We start from the raw sequence: 16945 nt of genomic DNA, 5'->3' as shown, positions 1-16945 counted from the left end.
GGCCCATGTTCTTCGAACACCTCACCGAGTTCGGTGGCCTGCCGGTATTCGACTACGCGTCTCCGGAAGAGCTGTCGGCTTCGACCCCCCGGTACGAACGTGACCACGTGGACGCCGACGCGCAGAACACGGCCCTTCGAAACCCCGATGCCTACGCGTGGCGGTTCCAGGTCGAGTCCTTCGAACCCGAGGAGGAGTTCGCCGACCACTTCGGCTCCTTCGTGGCGGCGACGGACACCACCGTGGTGAAGGCCATCGTGATCGGAGCCGCGGGCGATTCCGAGTTGGACGAACCCGGCGCCCCCGCCCGTGACGCGCTCCTGGAACACGCGGACCGGTTCCCCGGGCTCAGGTCACTGTTCATCGGCGACCTCATCTCAGAAGAAGCCGAACTGTCCTGGATCCACCAGCCGGACCTGGCCCCGGTCCTGGCCGCCTACCCGAACCTGACCGAGTTCGCCGTGCGCGGCACCGGCGACCCCTACCTCAACCCGGGCAGCCATCTGGGGTTGGACATCGGACGCCACGACGCGCTGCGCACCCTCACCGTGCAGACCGGTGGCCTGCCCGCGCGAGTCGCCCGCGGCATCGACGGCTCCGACCTGCCCGAGCTGGAGCACCTGGAACTGTGGTTGGGGGTCGGACAATATCGGGGCGACACCTACCCGCGGGACCTGTCCCGCACCCTGTCGGGGGAGGCGTTCCCGCGCCTGCTCCACCTGGGGCTTCGCAACGCCGAGGACACCGACCTGTGGGTGCGCGCCCTGGCGGAGGCTCCCGTGGTGGGTCGGTTGCGTTCGCTGGACCTGTCGATGGGCACGCTCACCGACGAGGGCGCCGAAGTACTGATGGACGTCCCGGTCTTCCGTGATCTGGCCCGGTTGGACCTGAGCCACCACTACATGTCCGAGGACATGGAGCGGCGGGTCCGCGAGGTCTTCGCGGAGGCCGACGTCGAGCTGGGCGCGGAGGAACGGCAGGTCGAGGAGGGCGATTGGCGTTTCCCGTCCGCCACCGAATGAGACGGGGGTCGTACCGAGTGCGGACGTGCCACTTCTGGAGGCTCAGTCGCCGGTGGAACCCTTGGCGGCGCGGTCCTCACGGCGACGCAGCGCCATGTCCGACAGGGCGGCGAGCCCGAAGGCGATGATCATGGCGGCGAGCACGCCCAGGACCAGGACGGCGGTACCGAAGGAGGTCGGGTCGATCATGGGGGTCTCCTAACGAGAGGTGGTCCGACGCTCCCAACCGTAATAGGCGTTAACTTTCGAACCCACTGTTAGCGCCAGTGAAAAGCGCCATATTCCGAAGACACGAACGTCCGATCCAACGAAAGAGGGGCCCAGGCACAAGGCCTCGGACCCCCACTCGACATCGAGCGGCGACTACAGGATCGATCCCGGCGCGTACGCGGCGGCCTCGGGGTGCTCGGCCAATACGGCGTCCACTCGCGCCACCACGTCGGCGACCTGGTCGGCGGCGGCGCCGGTGAACGTGATCCGGTCGGCCAACAGGGCGTCCAGGGCGGCCCGGTCCAGCGGGAAGCGCTCGTCCTCGGCCAGCCGGTCCAACAGCCGGTTGCCCGCACCCTCCTGACGCATCGCCAGCGCGGAACCCACCGCGTGCTCCTTGATGAGCTCGTGGGCGCTCTCGCGCCCCACACCGGCGCGCACCGCCGCCATCAGCATCTTGGTGGTGGCCAGGAACGGCAGGTAGCGGTCCAGCTCCGCGGAGATCACCGCGGGGAAGGCGCCGAACTCGTCCAGCACCGTCAGCATGGTCTCCACCAGCCCGTCGAAGGCGAAGAACGCGTCCGGCAGCGCCACCCGGCGCACCACCGAGCACGACACGTCGCCCTCGTTCCACTGGTCGCCGGCCAGCTCACCGGTCATGGACGCGTACCCGCGCAGGATCACGGTCAGCCCGTTGACCCGCTCGCACGAACGCGTGTTCATCTTGTGCGGCATCGCCGACGAGCCGACCTGGCCCTCGGCGAAGCCCTCGGTGACCAGCTCGTGTCCGGCCATCAACCGGATGGTCTTGGCCAGCGAGGAGGGTCCGGCGGCCAACTGCACCAGCGCGGTCAGCACCTCGAAGTCCAAGGAGCGCGGGTACACCTGGCCCACGCTGGTGAACCGCCGCTCGAACCCCAGGTGGGCGGCCACCTCGTTCTCCAGGGAGGTCAGCGCCTCGCGGTCGCCGCCGAGCAGGTCCAACATGTCCTGGGCGGTCCCGACCGGGCCCTTGATCCCGCGCAGCGGGTAGCGGGCGATGAGCTCCTCCAACCGCCCGTACGCCACCAACACCTCGTCGGTGATCGAGGCGAATCGCTTGCCGAGCGTGGTCGCCTGCGCGGCCACGTTGTGCGAACGGCCGGCCATGACGGTCTCGCCGTACTCCGCGGACAGGCGGCCCAGCCGGGCCAGCAGTGCCACGACGCGGTCGCGCGCCAGTAGCAGGCTGTCGCGTACCTGCAACTGCTCGACGTTCTCGGTCAGGTCGCGCGAGGTCATGCCCTTGTGCACGTGCTCGTGGCCGGCGAGGGCGTTGAACTCCTCGATCCGGGCCTTGACGTCGTGCCGGGTGACACGCTCGCGCTCGGCGATGGAGGCCAGGTCGACCTGTTCCAGGACCTTCTCGTAGTCCTCGACCACACCGACGGGCACGTCCACGCCCAAACGCGCCTGGGCACGCAGTACGGCCAGCCACAGTCGCCGTTCGGCGACCACCTTGTACTCGGGGGACCACAGCCGGGTCAGTTCCGCCGAAGCGTAACGGGCGGCCAGGACATCGGGGATGACGGGTTTCGCGCTCACGTCGGCCCACCCTACCGGCCTGAACTGCGATGCCGTCGGCCGGGCCGGACCTCGACGGTAGGGCCGGCCCTACCGCGAACCGATGGGTTCGGCGGATGTTCCCGCGCCCACACCGCGCCCTAGCGTTGACACCATGAGCTCCCGAAGCGTCCCCGACGCCCGAACCGCCACCCTGCCACGGGCCCTGGCCGGCCCGCGCTACCTGATCAGCGGCTGGATCTGGCGTGTCGTGGCCTACACCCTGACCACCCTCCTGGTCGGCGGGGCACTCGCGATGGTCTCGCTCCCGCTGTACACGCCGGTGATCGTGGGCCTGGCCGTGATCAGCGAGGGGGAGACCTTCGCCTCGGTCGCGCTCCTGCTCATCGCTTTGTTGATGGTGCTGTGCTTCGGCCCGCTCATCGCCATCCCGCTCGGAGCGCTGGAACGGCGCCGGCTCCGGCTCGTCCTGCCGGGCCCGGCGGGCAGCGGACACCGCGATCCGCCCGCCGGACTGTGGGGATGGGTCCGCACCCGCTACTCCGAGGCCGCGACCTGGCGCGAGGTGGCCTACGCGGTGGTGATGCTCGTCCTGTTCGTCGTCACCCTGTCACTGGTCGGGTTCCTGCTGGCCATCATGCTCGGCCTCGCGGCGAGTCCACTCATCCTCACCGCCCCGGAGGAAGCGCCGCTGAGCATGGGCCCGTTCCAGCTCTACACCAGCCAGGAGGCCCTGCCCTTCGCCCTGGCCTCACCCCTGCTGGCGGTCGCGTTGTTGTACGGCTGCGGCCTGCTGTCCTACGGGCACGGGGTCGTCGCCCGGTCCCTGCTGGTCGGTCCGCCCAAGGAGGAGCTCTACGCCGAACTCGGCCAGGTCACCGAGTCCCGGGCCCGCCTGGTCAACGCCTTCGAGTACGAACGCCGCCGCATCGAACGCGACCTGCACGACGGCGCCCAACAGCGACTCGTGGCGCTCAGCATGGACCTGGGCATGGCCCGGGTCGACCTCGACGAGGACTCACCCGCCGATCGGCGGGTGGTGGCAGCCCAGGTCAAGGCCGACGAACTCATCGACGAGATCCGCGAACTCGTGCGCGGCATCCACCCGCGCGTGCTCACCGACCGCGGCCTGCCCTCCGCCCTGGCCGAACTCGCCGACCACTGTCCGGTTCCGGTCACCGTCAACGCCGATCTGCCACGACGCCAACCCCCGCACGTGGAGGGCACCGCCTACTTCGTGGTGGCCGAGGCCCTCACCAACGCCTACAAGCACACCGAGGCCAACGCCGTCACCGTCCACGCCGACCTGCGAGAAGGACCCCGCGGCGACGTGCTCACGGTGGAGATCACCGACTACGGCCCCGGCGGCGCCGACCCCTCGCGCGGCAGCGGCCTGACCGGTATGGCGGACCGGGTCGCCGTAATGGGCGGCACAATGGACCTGTCCAGCCCCATGGGAGGGCCGACCAGGATTCGAGTGGAGCTGCCTTGCACGACCGACCAGCCGCAGAGCCAGAGGTGACCCGGGTACCGACAGTGCTCGCCGAGGACGGTGTGCTGTTGCGCGAGGGCCTGGTCGGGGTGCTCGAACGCTTCGGCTTCCCCGTGGTGGCCGCCGTCGGTGACGGTGAGGAACTGATCGCGGCCGTGGACGAACACCGCCCCGGGCTGGTCGTCACCGACATCCGCATGCCGCCCGACTTCACCGACGAGGGCCTACGCGCCGCCGTGCGACTGCGTCGCACCCACCCCGGCCTGGCCGTGGTGGCGCTCAGCCAGTACGTGGAGCTGAGCTACGCCACCGAACTGCTGGACTCCGGGGACGGGGAAGGCGTCGGCTACCTGCTCAAGCAGCGGGTGGGCGACGTTCGCGAGTTCGCGTCGGTGCTGCGCAACGTGGTCGAGGGGGCCACCTTCGTCGACCCCGAGGTGGTGCGCCAACTGCTGCGCCGTAGCGCCGACCCGTTGCAGCGCCTCACCGCCCGCGAACGCGAGGTGCTCGAACACATGGCCGAGGGGCACTCCAACGGGGCGATCGCGCGCAAGCTCGTGGTCAGCGACGCCGCCGTGGGCAAGCACGTGGGCAACATCCTGGCCAAGCTGGACCTGCCGCCCGACGACGGTGTGCACCGTCGGGTCCAAGCGGTCCTGGCGTTCCTGCGCGCCCAGGTCGGCTGAGGCCGCGGACCGGGCAGGCCGGAGGGACAGCGCCTCCGGCACCCGGTTCCCACCTGGCTGGGGTGTAGGTGATGAAACGGGGGGAAAGTCCCTGGAAGGGTGGGTCGGACGGGTCGACGTTTCGAGACGACGGCCTCGCGGCACAGCCCGACCCCGGCGCGAACCCCTTCCCCTTGCGCACACCCCGAGGAGAGCCGGATGCAACCGACGGTCGCCGCCCCCGAGAGCGTCACCTGGCGCGTACACCTGGACCGCTCGATGTGGGTGGCCGGAGTACGAGCCCTGATGCTCCAGGCGCTGCACCCGATCGCCATGCAGGGGGTGTGGCAGCGCTCCGACTTCCGAAGCGACCCCACCGGCCGCCTGCTGCGCACCGCCCACTTCATCGCGGTCACCACCTACGGCAGCCACACCGAGGCCGAGACCCTGGGCGAACACATTCGTCGGGTGCACCGCGCCCTGAGCTTCACCGACCCCGCCACCGGGCGCCTGCACCGGGTCGACCAGCACGACCTGCTGGTGTGGGTGCACTGCGCCGAGGTCACGTCCTACCTGGAGACCACCGTGCGCGCCGGGCTCGAACTGAGCCCCGCCGACATGGACCGCTACCTGGACGAACAGTCGCTCACCGCCGGCTACGTGGGGCTGTCCCGCGACGACGTGCCGCGCAACGTCGCCGACATGCGCCGCTACCTGGCGGCCGTGCGACCCGAACTCAAGGTCACCGAAGAGGCCCGCCAGGCGGTCCGTTTCCTGCTATGGCCCAAGGTCCCCGAGCAACTGGCCTGGCTGGCCCCGCTCAAACCACTGTGGCTGCCGGTGGGCGCCCTGTCCTACACGACCCTGCCCGCCTGGGCCCGCCACGCCTACGGGATGATCCCCCAGATCCCGGGTGCCGGCACCACGGCCACCGCGGCGCTGCGCCTGATGCGCTCCGGTCTCAACCGGGTGCCGGAGAACCTCTACAACAAGGTCTTCGACGAGGCCACCGTGCTCAGCGCCGAGGAGGCCGAACAGCGGCTGCTGGACGCCGGATACCGGATGGAGAACGGTTCCGGTGCGTTGCGTTCGCTGACCCGGTTCAGCCCGCCGCGGCCGGCCCTGGCCACCGCGCGTCGCGTGGGCGCCGAGGCCCCGGAGGCCGCCGACCGGAGCGGATAACCTGAGGTCAGGACCCGATCGAAGACGCTCGGGGGTGAGGGGAATCAAACGCAGGAAGCGGTGGTACGTGCTCCTCATGGGCACGTGCCTGGTGCTGTTCGCCGCGTCCGCGCCCGTCTACCACTTCTTCGGGACCGGGTGGGCGGTGGCCATGTGCGTGGTGGCCTCGGTGCTGCCACCGATCGCGATGACGGTGGGCAACATCGCCGACCCGGACGACCCGCGCGACCACGACAACCGCTATGGGCCCAACGCCGAATGAGGCCGGGGCCGCCCACGCCGGGGAAGGACGTCGGGGTCCACGATCGACCAAGGGCCCCAGGGGCCTCCCGGTTCCCATGCGGGCTCTTCGCCAACGCGGCGAGGTGCCGTACCGAACGTCGCGACGGCTGGACCTTGGCCTACACGCCCTGGCGGCCCAGGACGCGACGCAGCGCCGCCAGCACCAGCTCGGCCCGGTTCAGGCGGGCGTTGTGGCCCATCAGCCCGATCCGCCACACCGTCGACGCGTAAGGACCCACACCCGCGCCGATCTCCAGGTCGTACTCGCGCAGCAGCCGCTCACGGACCTTGCCCGAATCCACACCCTCGGGCACCCGTACCGACGTCAACTGTGCCAGTCGGTGCCCCTCGGCGGCGAACAGCTCCAGACCCATCTCCTGCAGGCCCTCGCGCAGGTGCGCCCCGACCGCCGCGTGACGGGCGGCCACCGCCTCCATGCCCTCCTCCTCGACGCGGGCCAGCGCCGCGTCCAGGGAGGCCACCATCGCGGTGGGGGCGGTGTGGTGGTAGGCGCGACCGCTCGGGCCACCGCGCACGTACGCGCCGAGCAGTCCCAGGTCCAGGTACCAGACCGGCGGAGAGGGGACACGCTGCTCCCAGGCGCGTTCGGAGAAGGTGAAGGGAGCCAGCCCCGGCGCCACGCCCAGACACTTCTGGGTGCCGGAGTAGGCGATGTCGACCTTCCACTCGTCCAGGTCCATGGGCATGCCGCCCAGGGACGTGACGCAGTCGGCCAGCAGCAGGGTGTCGTCGGAGCGCTCACGCAGGGCCCGGCCCAGGGCGCCGATGTCGCTGACCACACCGGTGGAGGTCTCGGCGTGCACCGCCGCGACCAGGGCGGGCGCGGGGTGGGCGTCCAGCACCCGCTGGGTGTCGACGGGTCGTCCCCACTCGTGGTCCACCCGGATCACGTGCGCGCCGTAGCGCGAGGCGACCTCGCACATGCGTTCACCGAACAGCCCGTTGACGGCGACGACCACCTGGTCGCCGGGGCGCACGGTGTTGGCGAAGGCCGCCTCCATGCCCAGGGAACCGGTGCCCGAGAGCGGCAGTGTGAGCGGATTCTCGGTGCCCCACAGGGAACGCAGCCGTCCAGAGGCGCGTTCCAACATGGCGAGGAACTCCGGGTCGAGGTGACCGAGGAGCGGGGCGGCCAGGCCCAGGGTCGCCTCGGGGTAGGGGTTGCTCGGCCCCGGTCCCAGCAGGATGCGTTCGGTGACTGACATGGGCACACACTAACCAGAGCCGTATGAGAACGGGGCAAGCGGGGGCTCATCTGTGTCTCATGCGACATTCGGTTCGTAGGTGTCGGGCCGTAGTATTCCGGCGGACGAAAAGACGCCCACACCGACTCCGGAGGCGGGTGGGCGTGAACGTGGGAGAGGGGAGCGGCATGACCGAGACGGCACGGGCCGAGAGCACCCGGCTCGAACCCGGGCGGGTGCGGATGCTGAGGGTGGAACACGACGATCCCCGCGTCCAGGGGCTGCTCGACGGCCTGCTGGGCGAGTACACCGAACGCTACGGAGCAGAGGGGGCCGCCGCCGAACTGGGCCGATACCCCGTCACCGAGTTCGTCGCGCCCCTGGGGCGTATGGTCCTGGCCGAACTGGACGGTGAGATCGTCGCCGGTGGCGCGCTGCGTCCCTACCGTCCGGAACCCGACGGGGCGCCGAGCACGGTCGAGTTCAAACGGATCTGGACCTCGGCGGCGCACCGCCGCAAGGGCCTGGGCCGGCTCATCATGACCGCGCTGGAGGACGCCGCCCGCGACCTCGGCTACCACTCCGTGATCCTCTTCACCGGGCCCTCCCAGCCCGAGGCCGTGGCCCTCTACGAACGGATCGGCTACAGGTGGGTGGACCCGACCACCATCGAGGACCTGCCCTACCCCAAGGCCGTCCCCTTCGCCCACGACCTTCGTCCCTGACCACGGGCGTTTTCGACCGGCACGTTATGGGCAGCGCTATGTCCCGGGGTCGGGCGCGGTTCCGCCCGGCCCCCTACGATGGACGACAAGGCCGTCACCAACGGCAGGTCACAGAGCTTTTTACGCCCTTCCGGCGAACTCGACGAGGAGAGTGCACGACGTGAGCGAGCAGCAGCGCCCCCAGGCCGAGACGGACGCCCCCGTGTTCAGTCCACGTAAGAACGGCCAGGCGCAGTCGGTCTCCGACGAGCTCGCCGGGTGGATGCGCACCGGTTGGGCCGACACCGAGATGCGCGACCTGGAGCCGATCGAGCAGGCCGAGCACACCGCCCGCCGTCGCGCGACGATCGGCGCCGCCTTCCCCGGCGACCGTCTGGTCATCCCCTCCGGCCAGTACCTGACCCGCTCCAACGACACCGAATACCCCTTCCGCGCCGCCACGAACTACGCCTACCTGACCGGTGACACCACCGACGGCAACTGCCTGGTGCTCACCCCGAAGGCCGACGGCGGCCACGACGTGGTGCTCTACCTCAAGCCGCGCTCCAACCGCGACAACGGCGAGTTCTGGCTCGGTGGCTACGGCGAGCTGTGGACCGGCCGCCGCAACAGCCTGGAGGAGGCCGCCGCCCTGCTGGGCGTGGCCACCGCCGACGTGCGCACCCTGCCCGCCGCCCTGCGCGCCGACGCCACCGTCACCACGCGCGTCGTGCGCGGCCACGACGCCGAGATCGACGCCGTCGTGGACGAACTGCGCGCCGACACCGACGAGGAGTCGCGCGCCAAGTCCGTCAAGCTCGACGAGGACCTGGGCGTCGCCCTGGCCGACCACCGTCTGGTCAAGGACGAGTGGGAGATCGCCCAGCTGCAGCTGGCCGTGGACGCCACCACGCGCGGCTTCGGTGACGTGGCCAAGGCGCTGCCGCAGGCCAAGGACACCTCCGAGCGTTACGTCGAGGGCACCTTCTTCCTGCGCGCCCGCGTGGAGGGCAACGACGTCGGCTACGGCACCATTGCCGCCTCCGGCGCCAACGCCACCACCCTGCACTGGACCCGCAACGACGGGCCCGTGCGCGAGGGCGACCTGCTGCTGCTCGACGCCGGCGTGGAGACCACCACCCTCTACACCGCCGACGTCACCCGCACCATGCCGGTCTCGGGCACCTTCACCGACCTGCAGCGCAAGGTCTACGACCTGGTGTACGCGGCCCAGGAGGCCGGTATCGCCGCCGTCGCCCCGGGCAAGCCCTTCACCGCCTTCCACGAGGCCTCCCAGCGCGTGCTCGCCGAGGGTCTGGTCGAGTGGGGCCTGCTGGAGGGCCCGGTCGAGCGCGTCCTGGAACTGGGTCTGCAGCGTCGCTACACCCTGCACGGCACCGGTCACATGCTCGGCCTGGACGTGCACGACTGCGCGGTCTCCCGCCAGGAGGCGCACCTGTACGGCGACCTGAAGCCGGGCATGGTGCTCACCGTCGAGCCGGGCCTGTACTTCCAGCCCGACGACCTGACCGTCCCCGAGGAGCTGCGCGGTATCGGCGTGCGCATCGAGGACGACGTCCTGGTCACCGAGGACGGCCGCACCGTGATGTCGGCCGGTCTGCCGCGTTCCTCGGCCGACGTCGAGGCCTGGCTGGCCGAGCGTCTTCCGCGCTGAGCGGTGTTCTCCCGGGGCCCGCGCTCGGCTTCGGCCCGTTCGGGCGCCGAAGCAGAACCCGACCCCGGAACCGTCCGGTGGGCCCGTCTCCCGTGGGGAGGCGGGCCCACCGTCGTTCTCAGGGGTTTCGGGGGGCTCTGGGAGCTTGGTCGAACCGGACGAAGGACCGCAGCGAGGGCCGGTGCTCATGCGCCTCGACCAACCCCAACGCCTCGTAGAAGGCGCGCTGGCCGTCCTCGTCGTCGGTGAGCAGTACCCGTTGGCGAACCCCCTCGTACCCGGAGAACAGCTCGTCCATCAACCGCCGACCCAGGCCGGTGCGTTGTTCGTCCGGGTGGACCAGGATGTCCTGGACGTGGACCACCGTGGCGCCGTCCGAGATCGACCGGACCAACCCCACGAGGCGGTCCTCCCGGCGGGCGACCACCAATCGGTGCGAGCCGCCCAACGCCCGCATCAGCACCTCTGGAGCCTCGGTGTAGGCGGTCCAACCGACCGCCCCGTACAGATCCAGTACCTCGGCGCGTTCCAAGTCCTCGGCCGCGCACACACTCACTCGAACCACGTCCCGTGTCTCCTTCGCTCACCGACGATGGCCCGGAAGTCTGTCAGGTTCGCCCGCCGTGTTCCAGAGCGTGGCCGGCATCGGGTGGATCGACCGGGCGGGTGGACGCACACGACGATCCGGCTCCTGCACGGAAGGGACCGATCCGATTTCCGGTACCGTTACCGGACAAGCGATGTGGACCGGTCATCGGGGCCGTCTTCCCCAAGGGGAGGACGGCCCCTCGCCGCAACAGATAACGTCGTGGTGGCGTGGAAGTACCCAGGAACGACGGGGAGGGCGACTCGTGCGCGCGGAACGGCTGTGGCGCAGGGGGTTGCGGTTTCCGCGCCTGTTCCTGGCGGACCGGACGGTCCTCGTGCACGGCGACGTGGACCTCAGTACCGACCCGCGCAAGTCGCGCTACGAGGCGCGGGCCTTCGACACCCGTTCGCTGCGTCCCCTGGGGACCGCGTTCGAGGCGCAGGGGCCGGTGAACCTGGCCGTGTCCCCCGAGGGGGAGGACTGGCCCGGTACCGTCCTGGTGCAGGCCTCACGCCGGTCGGTGAGCGTACGCGACCCCCGCACCGGCGTCCCGCTGTTGGAGACCGACCTGGCCGAACCCGGGGAGCGCTGGCCCGACGACGTCGCCCTGAGGGTGGTGGACAAGCAGGCGGTGGTCTTCCTCTTCGGTGAGGACGGTGACGGCGGCACCCGATGGTGGGCGGTGGACCCCTACACCGGGGCGACCGTGCCGGACCTGACCGACTCCAGACCAGGCCACGAGGCCCGCGGCGAACGCATGTCCTTCGCCGGCGACTATCTGGTGGCGCCCGGCCAGGACCCGGGCTTCGACCCGGTGATCCTCGCCGACTACGAACACCCGCGCGAGCGGGTCTACCTGATGGAGGACGGCGAGTACCTGGGCGAGGTGGAGAGCCACGCCGACTCCGAGACGGTGGCCGCCCGGGTGGGCGGGCGCTCCCTGCTCGCGGTCGCCGGACGCGTGCACTCCCTGCCCGCCCTGGAACTGGTCGCCGAACTGGGCGGTCCGCGCACCCTGACCTCACTGGTGGAATGGGACGGCGAGGCGGTCGCCGTCTACCAGGAGGAGGAGGCCCGCCCCGACGGCCTGGGCGGCTGGTACCTGGACGAGTTGCGGGTGCGTCGGCTGGATCGGCCCGGACAACCCGTGACGGAGGTCCCCGGGACCTGGCCGGGCGAGCTGGAGGATCTGGTAGCCGCCCCGGACGGGGTCATCGTCCTGGCCACCACCGAGGGCGTCCACGCCCTGCACATGCGGCCTTGAACAGGACGGCCCCGGCCGTCCCGCCGAATTCTGGGGCCTTGGACCCCGGACTCCGGACTTCGGGCCTCACAGGGTCTCTCGGAGCGCCCGCAGTCCGGCGGCCGCGTACTCCCCGACGGCCTCACCGGCCCGGTCCCGCCCGCCGCCCTCGGCCCCCTGCCTGCCGCGGTAGGCGATGCCCTGGGCGATGACCGCCGACTTCAGGTGGGCCAGACCCAGGTGGAAACCCCAGTCGCGAAGAGCGCGTCCGGACACCCGCGAGTACATGTGCGCGATCTCGTCGGCGGTGGGCAGCCGGTCGCTGTTCCACGCGGCCGGTTCGCCCAACACCAGGTCCAGTCCGGGACGCCGGTACACGCACATCATGGCGATGTCGGCCAGCGGGTCTCCGAGGGTGGACAGCTCCCAATCGACCACCGCGTGGATCCGCCCCGCGTCATGGTGGTCCAGCATCACGTTGTCGATGCGGTAGTCGCCGTGCACGATCGCGTGCGCCGAGGATTCGGGTACGGCGTCCGCCAGCACCCGGCACAGTCGGTCCAGGTCGGGCAGATCCCCGTCGCGCACCCGCTCCCACTGGCGACCCCACAAACGCACCTGGCGTTCCAGGAACCCGTGCGGTCGGCCGTGCGAGGCCAGCCCGACGGCCTCGTGGTCGACCGCGTGCAGGCGGGCCAGCACCCGCACCAGGCTCCGGACACAGACGGCGACCTGTTCGTCGTCCAGGTCGGCCAGCTGGTCGCGAGTGCGCACCACCCGGGCGTCGACGTGGGAGAACACGGAGAAGGGCGCCCCGATGACGGACGAGTCCTCGCACAGGGCCACGGCGTCGGCGACGGGGACCTCGGAGCCGCCCAGGGCGTCCACCACACGGAACTCCCGCCCCATGTCGTGGGCCGAGGGGGTCAACCCCGCGGTCGGGGGCCTGCGCAACACCCACCGCGGCCCCGTGGCGTCGTCGATCCGGTAGGTCAGGTTGGACTTTCCACCGCTGATGGGTTCGGCGCGCAAGGTCCCCTCGACCTCGGTGCCGGAACGCTCCAGGTAGGCGGCCAGTGCGGTCGTGTCGAGCGGGGGAGCGTGTGTCATCGTGGTCCCTCCCCGGCCTCGTGGGCTCGGCGGGCCCCGCGAGACCACCCGCTTGGCGATCGACCAACGGTGGACCTCGGAGGGCCCGTCGTAGACGCGGAAGGGGCGTACCTCGCGCAGCAACCGGGCCAGGGGCAGGTCGTCACTGACCCCGAGTCCGCCGCACAGCTGGATCGAACGGTCCACGACCCGGTGGATCGCCTCGGCGGCGAACGTCTTGGCGATGGAGGTGGAGGTCCGGGCGTCCACCCCGGTGTCCAACTCCCAACAGGCCTGGAGCAGTAGGGAGCGGGTGGCCGCGATGTCGATCTCGTTGTCGGCGATCATCTGCTGGGCCAGACCCAGGTCGCCCAACCGGGAACCGAACAGCTCCCGCCGGCAGGCCCGGTCCACCGCGATGTCCTGGGCGCGCCGCGCACTGCCCAACCAGCGCATCACGTGGGTCATGCGTGCCGGGCCGAGCCGCACCTGCGCGTAGGAGAACCCCTCGTCGACCTCACCGAGGACGTTCTCGTCGGGCACGAACAGGCCGTCGAAAGTCACCTCGCAGTGCCCGCCGAGCATGGAGGAGTCCATGGTCCGGACGTGGCGGCCCACGGTGAGGCCGGGCGCGTCGGTGTCGGTGAGGAACATGGTCGCGCCGCCACGGTCACCGGGCCGGCCCGAGGTCCGTGCCATCACGATGAGGAATCCGGCCCCGTCGGCGCCGGTGATGAAGGTCTTGTGGCCGTCGATCCGCCATCCGCCCGCCGTTCGCGTGGCGGTGGTCGACAGGGCGGAGGGGTCGGCGCCCGCGCCGGGGGAGGGCTCGGTCATGGCGAAGGCGGAACGTACCTCGCCTCGGCACAGCGGGCCCAGGTAGCGTTCGCGCTGAACGGGGTCGGCGACGCGTTCCAACATGTGGACGTTGCCCTCGTCGGGTGCGGCGATGTTGAGCGCGGTCGGGCCGAACACCGACAGGCCCGCCGCCTCGAACACGGGTGCGCGGTCGCGCAGGTCCAGCCCCTGACCGCCGAACTCCACTGGGCAGTGCGGCGCGAAGACCCCGGCCTCGCGGGCCCGCCGTTGCAGGCGCAGGCGCAGGGTGTCGCCGCCGGCCCCGGCGATGTCGCCGTCGTGTTCCTCCTCCACGGGGAGCACGGTCGTGCGCACGAAGTCCCGTGTCGCCCGGGCGAGGTCGGTCGCCCTCGCGGTGTGCCCCAGATCGATCACGCAATCCTCCACCCGGTAACCGACCGAGCGATCGCTCGGTCACGTGGACGGCAGATTGTCACGGCCCTCGGGTGGCTGTCAACGCTCTCCCGGCGCGGGGGCGGGGTTTCAGGGGGTGCGGGGCCGGGTGGGGGCGGCGCCCACGGTGGCGCGGGCCAGCGTGAGGTAGCGGTCGACGAGCCGGTCGGGGGAGAGTTCGCCGTCGGGCCGGAACCAGGAGGCCACGGCCACGCACATGGTGGTCACGGCCCGGCCGGCGTCACGCGGGTATGGGGTGGTGAACACCCCCGCCTCCCGACCACGCGCGATGACGTCGTCGACCATGCGCTGTTGTTCGTCGCGCAGGGCGACGTAGGAGGTGCGCAGGTCGGGGGTCATGCTCCGGATCTCGGTCGAGGCCACGAAGGCCTGTGGTCTGCGGTGCATGTGGAAGCGCAGCAGGCACTCGATCAGGTTGTCGAACCGGAGGTCGGGGTCCTGCCCGGCCTCCTCCACGGCCCGGCCGGTGTGGTCCAGCAACTCGTGCATCGCCGCCATGACCAGGCCCTCCAGCAGGGCCTGCTTGGACCGGTAGTGGTGGTACAGGCCGGGCACGGACAGCCCCGCGTGTTCGGCGACCCTTCGGATGCTCGTGCCGTGGTAGCCCTGCTCGACGAAGCACTCCAGGGCCGCCGCGAGGGGTGGTGAGAGCCGCTGCTCCCCGAACGAACGCCACGATCCCGACACCGCACTCCTCGCTTCCGTAAGGCTTCGAGCTGAAAGGTACCGGTAGGAACCGGGTTCCGTCGTCGCCGCTCGGGATCCGAGGACGTATTGACAGGTGGTCTTGTGGTCCACAACACTACGGACCACTGACCGAGCGATCGTTCGGTCGGTGTCGTGAGCGTCGACGTTTCCACGAGGAGAAGAGGGACTCGACTTGCCACAGCCCACCACCATCGTCCAGGCCTGGCGCCACCGCGTCGACCGGAACCCGGACGCCCCCGCCATCGCCTACTTCGACCGCGTCATGACCGCACGGGAGGTCGACGAGGCCTCGGACGCCCTCGCGGTCGCCCTGGCGAAGAGGGGCGTGGGGCCGGGGGACCGCGTCGGGGTCCGGCTCCAGAACATCCCGCAGTACGCACTGAGCATGCTCGCCCTGTGGAAACTCGGCGCCGCGCTCCTGGTCCTCAACCCGATGTACCGCGGTGAGGAACTGCGCCGCCTGATCGAGGACGCCGAACCGGTCGGCCTCATCAGCGCCGACGACACCCTGGCCGAGACCCGCACCGCGCTGGAGGGAAGCTCCGTCCGGTGGTTGCTCGGCACCTCCGACCTGGACCTGCAGTCCCGCGACGACACCCGGGTGTTCTCTCCCGGGCCGCGACCGGACCCCTCCCCGGACGGCGATCTCGTGGAGTCGATCCGCGCACACGCCGGTCGCCGGCCGGCCCCGGTCGACCTCGACGGGGACTCCGTGGCCCTGTTGGCCTACACCTCCGGGACCACCGGGCCGCCCAAGGGCGCGATGAACACGCACGCCAACGTTCTGGCCGTCACCTCCACCTTCGCCGCCCACGTGGGGCTGAGAGAAGGCGACGTCGTCCTGGCGGTGGCCCCGCTCTTCCACATCACCGGGGCGGTGATCAACGCCGCGCTGGCGCTGTTGGGCGACACGCTGCTGGTGTTCGCCCACCGCTTCCACCCGGGAGTGGTGCTCGACGCCTTCGCCGAACACCGCGTCACCTTCACCATCGGATCCATCACCGTCTTCAACGCCCTGTACGAGCATCCGGACGCCACCGCCGAACACTTCGCCTCGGCGCGCCTGCTCTACTCCGGAGGCGCCCCCATCCCGCCGGCCACCGTCGACAGGTTCCAGGATCGCTTCGGCGTGTACATCCACAACGCCTACGGGATGACCGAGACGACCTCCGGCGTCATCGCGGTGCCTCCGGGCGAACACGCACCGGTCGATCCCACGAGTGGCTCGCTGTCCATCGGCCGGGCCCTGCCGCACCTGAGCGCACGCGTCGTCGGCCCGGACGGCGCTCCCGTCCCCGCCGGAACACAGGGCGAACTCGAACTGTCCGGGCCCCAGGTGGTGCCCGGTTACTGGCGCAATCCCGAGGCCACCGCCCACACCTTCCCCTCGGGGCGACTCCGCACCGGGGACGGGGCCGTCATCGACGAGGACGGATGGGTGTACCTGGTCGACCGGCTCAAGGACCAGATCAACGTCTCCGGTTACAAGGTGTGGCCGCGCGAGGTCGAGGACGCGCTCTACCGGCACCCCGCCGTTCACGAGGTCGCGGTGGTCGGCCGCCCCGACTCCTACCAGGGCGAATCCGTGGTCGCCCACGTCTCCCTCGCCGCGGGCGCCCAGGCCACCGAGGAGGAACTCATCGCGTTCGCCCGAGAGCACCTCGCCGCCTACAAACGCCCGCGCGAGGTCCACATCGTCCCATCCCTGCCCAAGACACTCACCGGCAAGATCCGGCGGCGCGCCCTGCGTGAGGCCGCCGCCACCGAAGCACAAGGAGACCCCTCGTGAGCGCGACCACCCCCGGTAGGGTCGACGAACCACCCGCCCGCACACTCCGATCCAAGCGCAAGTCCCTGCTGGCCAGCACGGTCGGCAACGTCCTGGAGTGGTACGAGTGGAGCGCCTACGCGGTCTTCACCCCCTTCATCGCCGCCGTCATCGGTTTGTTGGGTGTGGATACCCCGTCCTTCAGGGTGGGGAGGAAACACCTTCTTCTTTCCGCGTTCGGGGTGTGTACCGGCTTTCAGGCTGCTAAAACATGAT

The 16945-nt window shown here is 70.7% G+C and carries 15 protein-coding genes and 1 pseudogene; 10 read left to right on the top strand and 6 right to left on the bottom strand.

Translation table 11 applies throughout. The annotated features are described in order from the left end of the window. Positions 1–5: 5 nt before the first annotated feature. Positions 6–959, top strand: a pseudogene (locus ACWGSK_RS25510) (STM4015 family protein); the annotation flags it as partial. Positions 960–1064: 105 nt separating this feature from the next. Here ACWGSK_RS25510 and ACWGSK_RS25505 read toward each other — a convergent pair. Then, positions 1065–1211 (bottom strand): hypothetical protein, encoded by a 147-nt coding sequence (locus tag ACWGSK_RS25505; RefSeq protein ID WP_358514167.1) that lies wholly within the window; start codon positions 1209–1211, stop codon positions 1065–1067. Between the two features lie 174 nt (positions 1212–1385). Further along, positions 1386–2816 (bottom strand): adenylosuccinate lyase, encoded by a 1431-nt coding sequence (gene purB, locus ACWGSK_RS25500; RefSeq protein WP_452456969.1) that lies wholly within the window; start codon positions 2814–2816, stop codon positions 1386–1388. Positions 2817–2949: 133 nt separating this feature from the next. Between purB and ACWGSK_RS25495 the strand changes: the two genes are divergently transcribed. The 4 genes from ACWGSK_RS25495 (at position 2950) to ACWGSK_RS25480 (ending at position 6396) form a co-directional block, all read left to right on the top strand. Then, positions 2950–4317 carry a sensor histidine kinase gene (locus ACWGSK_RS25495; RefSeq protein ID WP_452456968.1) on the top strand — a complete coding sequence of 456 codons (1368 nt, stop codon included), beginning with the start codon at positions 2950–2952 and terminating at the stop codon, positions 4315–4317. Beyond that, the gene (locus ACWGSK_RS25490) at positions 4284–4973 is read left to right on the top strand and encodes a response regulator transcription factor (RefSeq protein WP_452456967.1); all 690 of its coding nucleotides are present in this window, start codon (positions 4284–4286) and stop codon (positions 4971–4973) included. Before ACWGSK_RS25495 ends, ACWGSK_RS25490 begins: the two co-directional genes overlap by 34 nt. 198 nt (positions 4974–5171) lie before the next feature. Beyond that, on the top strand, positions 5172–6134 hold the full coding sequence (locus ACWGSK_RS25485; RefSeq protein WP_452456966.1) for an oxygenase MpaB family protein: 963 nt from the start codon (positions 5172–5174) through the stop codon (positions 6132–6134). 34 nt (positions 6135–6168) lie between these two features. Further along, positions 6169–6396 (top strand): DUF3099 domain-containing protein, encoded by a 228-nt coding sequence (locus ACWGSK_RS25480; protein WP_452456965.1) that lies wholly within the window; start codon positions 6169–6171, stop codon positions 6394–6396. A gap of 139 nt (positions 6397–6535) precedes the next feature. On the opposite strand, the gene ACWGSK_RS25475 is transcribed toward ACWGSK_RS25480, so the two are convergent. Beyond that, the gene (locus ACWGSK_RS25475; RefSeq protein WP_452456964.1) at positions 6536–7642 is read right to left on the bottom strand and encodes a pyridoxal-phosphate-dependent aminotransferase family protein; all 1107 of its coding nucleotides are present in this window, start codon (positions 7640–7642) and stop codon (positions 6536–6538) included. Positions 7643–7809: 167 nt separating this feature from the next. Here ACWGSK_RS25475 and ACWGSK_RS25470 point away from each other — a divergent pair, with 167 nt between their 5' ends. Further along, entirely contained in the window at positions 7810–8346 is a 537-nt protein-coding gene (locus ACWGSK_RS25470) for a GNAT family N-acetyltransferase (protein WP_452456963.1), read from the top strand. A 160-nt stretch (positions 8347–8506) separates the two neighbouring features. Continuing rightward, a complete protein-coding gene (locus ACWGSK_RS25465) occupies positions 8507–10000 on the top strand; it encodes an aminopeptidase P family protein (RefSeq protein ID WP_452456962.1) in 1494 nt (497 codons plus the stop codon). Between the two features lie 118 nt (positions 10001–10118). Here ACWGSK_RS25465 and ACWGSK_RS25460 read toward each other — a convergent pair whose 3' ends face one another. Continuing rightward, positions 10119–10565, bottom strand: coding sequence for a GNAT family N-acetyltransferase (locus tag ACWGSK_RS25460; RefSeq protein WP_358514149.1), 447 nt, complete (start codon positions 10563–10565; stop codon positions 10119–10121). Positions 10566–10851: 286 nt separating this feature from the next. Here ACWGSK_RS25460 and ACWGSK_RS25455 point away from each other — a divergent pair, with 286 nt between their 5' ends. Next, positions 10852–11853: a hypothetical protein gene (locus ACWGSK_RS25455; RefSeq protein WP_452456961.1), complete on the top strand. Its 1002-nt coding sequence runs from the start codon at positions 10852–10854 to the stop codon at positions 11851–11853. Positions 11854–11919: 66 nt separating this feature from the next. Here ACWGSK_RS25455 and ACWGSK_RS25450 read toward each other — a convergent pair whose 3' ends face one another. Next, a complete protein-coding gene (locus tag ACWGSK_RS25450; protein WP_452456960.1) occupies positions 11920–14154 on the bottom strand; it encodes a phosphotransferase in 2235 nt (744 codons plus the stop codon). 108 nt (positions 14155–14262) lie between these two features. Then, positions 14263–14880 (bottom strand): TetR/AcrR family transcriptional regulator, encoded by a 618-nt coding sequence (locus ACWGSK_RS25445; protein ID WP_358514141.1) that lies wholly within the window; start codon positions 14878–14880, stop codon positions 14263–14265. Positions 14881–15073: 193 nt separating this feature from the next. On the opposite strand from ACWGSK_RS25445, the gene ACWGSK_RS25440 reads away from it, so the two are divergent. After that, positions 15074–16690, top strand: a complete 1617-nt coding sequence (locus ACWGSK_RS25440; RefSeq protein WP_452456959.1) for a class I adenylate-forming enzyme family protein — start codon at positions 15074–15076, stop codon at positions 16688–16690. Then, positions 16687–16944 (top strand): hypothetical protein, encoded by a 258-nt coding sequence (locus ACWGSK_RS25435; protein WP_358514137.1) that lies wholly within the window; start codon positions 16687–16689, stop codon positions 16942–16944. Before ACWGSK_RS25440 ends, ACWGSK_RS25435 begins: the two co-directional genes overlap by 4 nt. The last annotated feature ends 1 nt before the right edge of the window (position 16945 follow it).

The sequence above is a fragment of the Nocardiopsis sp. NPDC055551 genome (assembly GCF_053619415.1).
The sequence above is the reverse complement of the archived record's forward strand: the minus strand, read 5'-3'. Positions and strand labels throughout refer to the sequence as shown.

What these genes read in the sequence shown, in the direction of transcription:
- ACWGSK_RS25475 (WP_452456964.1), bottom strand. Translation starts at nt 7,642, where the DNA reads ATGTCAGTCACCGAACGCATCCTGCTGGGACCGGGGCCGAGCAACCCC.
- ACWGSK_RS25495 (WP_452456968.1), top strand. Translation starts at nt 2,950, where the DNA reads ATGAGCTCCCGAAGCGTCCCCGACGCCCGAACCGCCACCCTGCCACGG.
- ACWGSK_RS25470 (WP_452456963.1), top strand. Translation starts at nt 7,810, where the DNA reads ATGACCGAGACGGCACGGGCCGAGAGCACCCGGCTCGAACCCGGGCGG.
- ACWGSK_RS25485 (WP_452456966.1), top strand. Translation starts at nt 5,172, where the DNA reads ATGCAACCGACGGTCGCCGCCCCCGAGAGCGTCACCTGGCGCGTACAC.
- ACWGSK_RS25505 (WP_358514167.1), bottom strand. Translation starts at nt 1,211, where the DNA reads ATGATCGACCCGACCTCCTTCGGTACCGCCGTCCTGGTCCTGGGCGTG.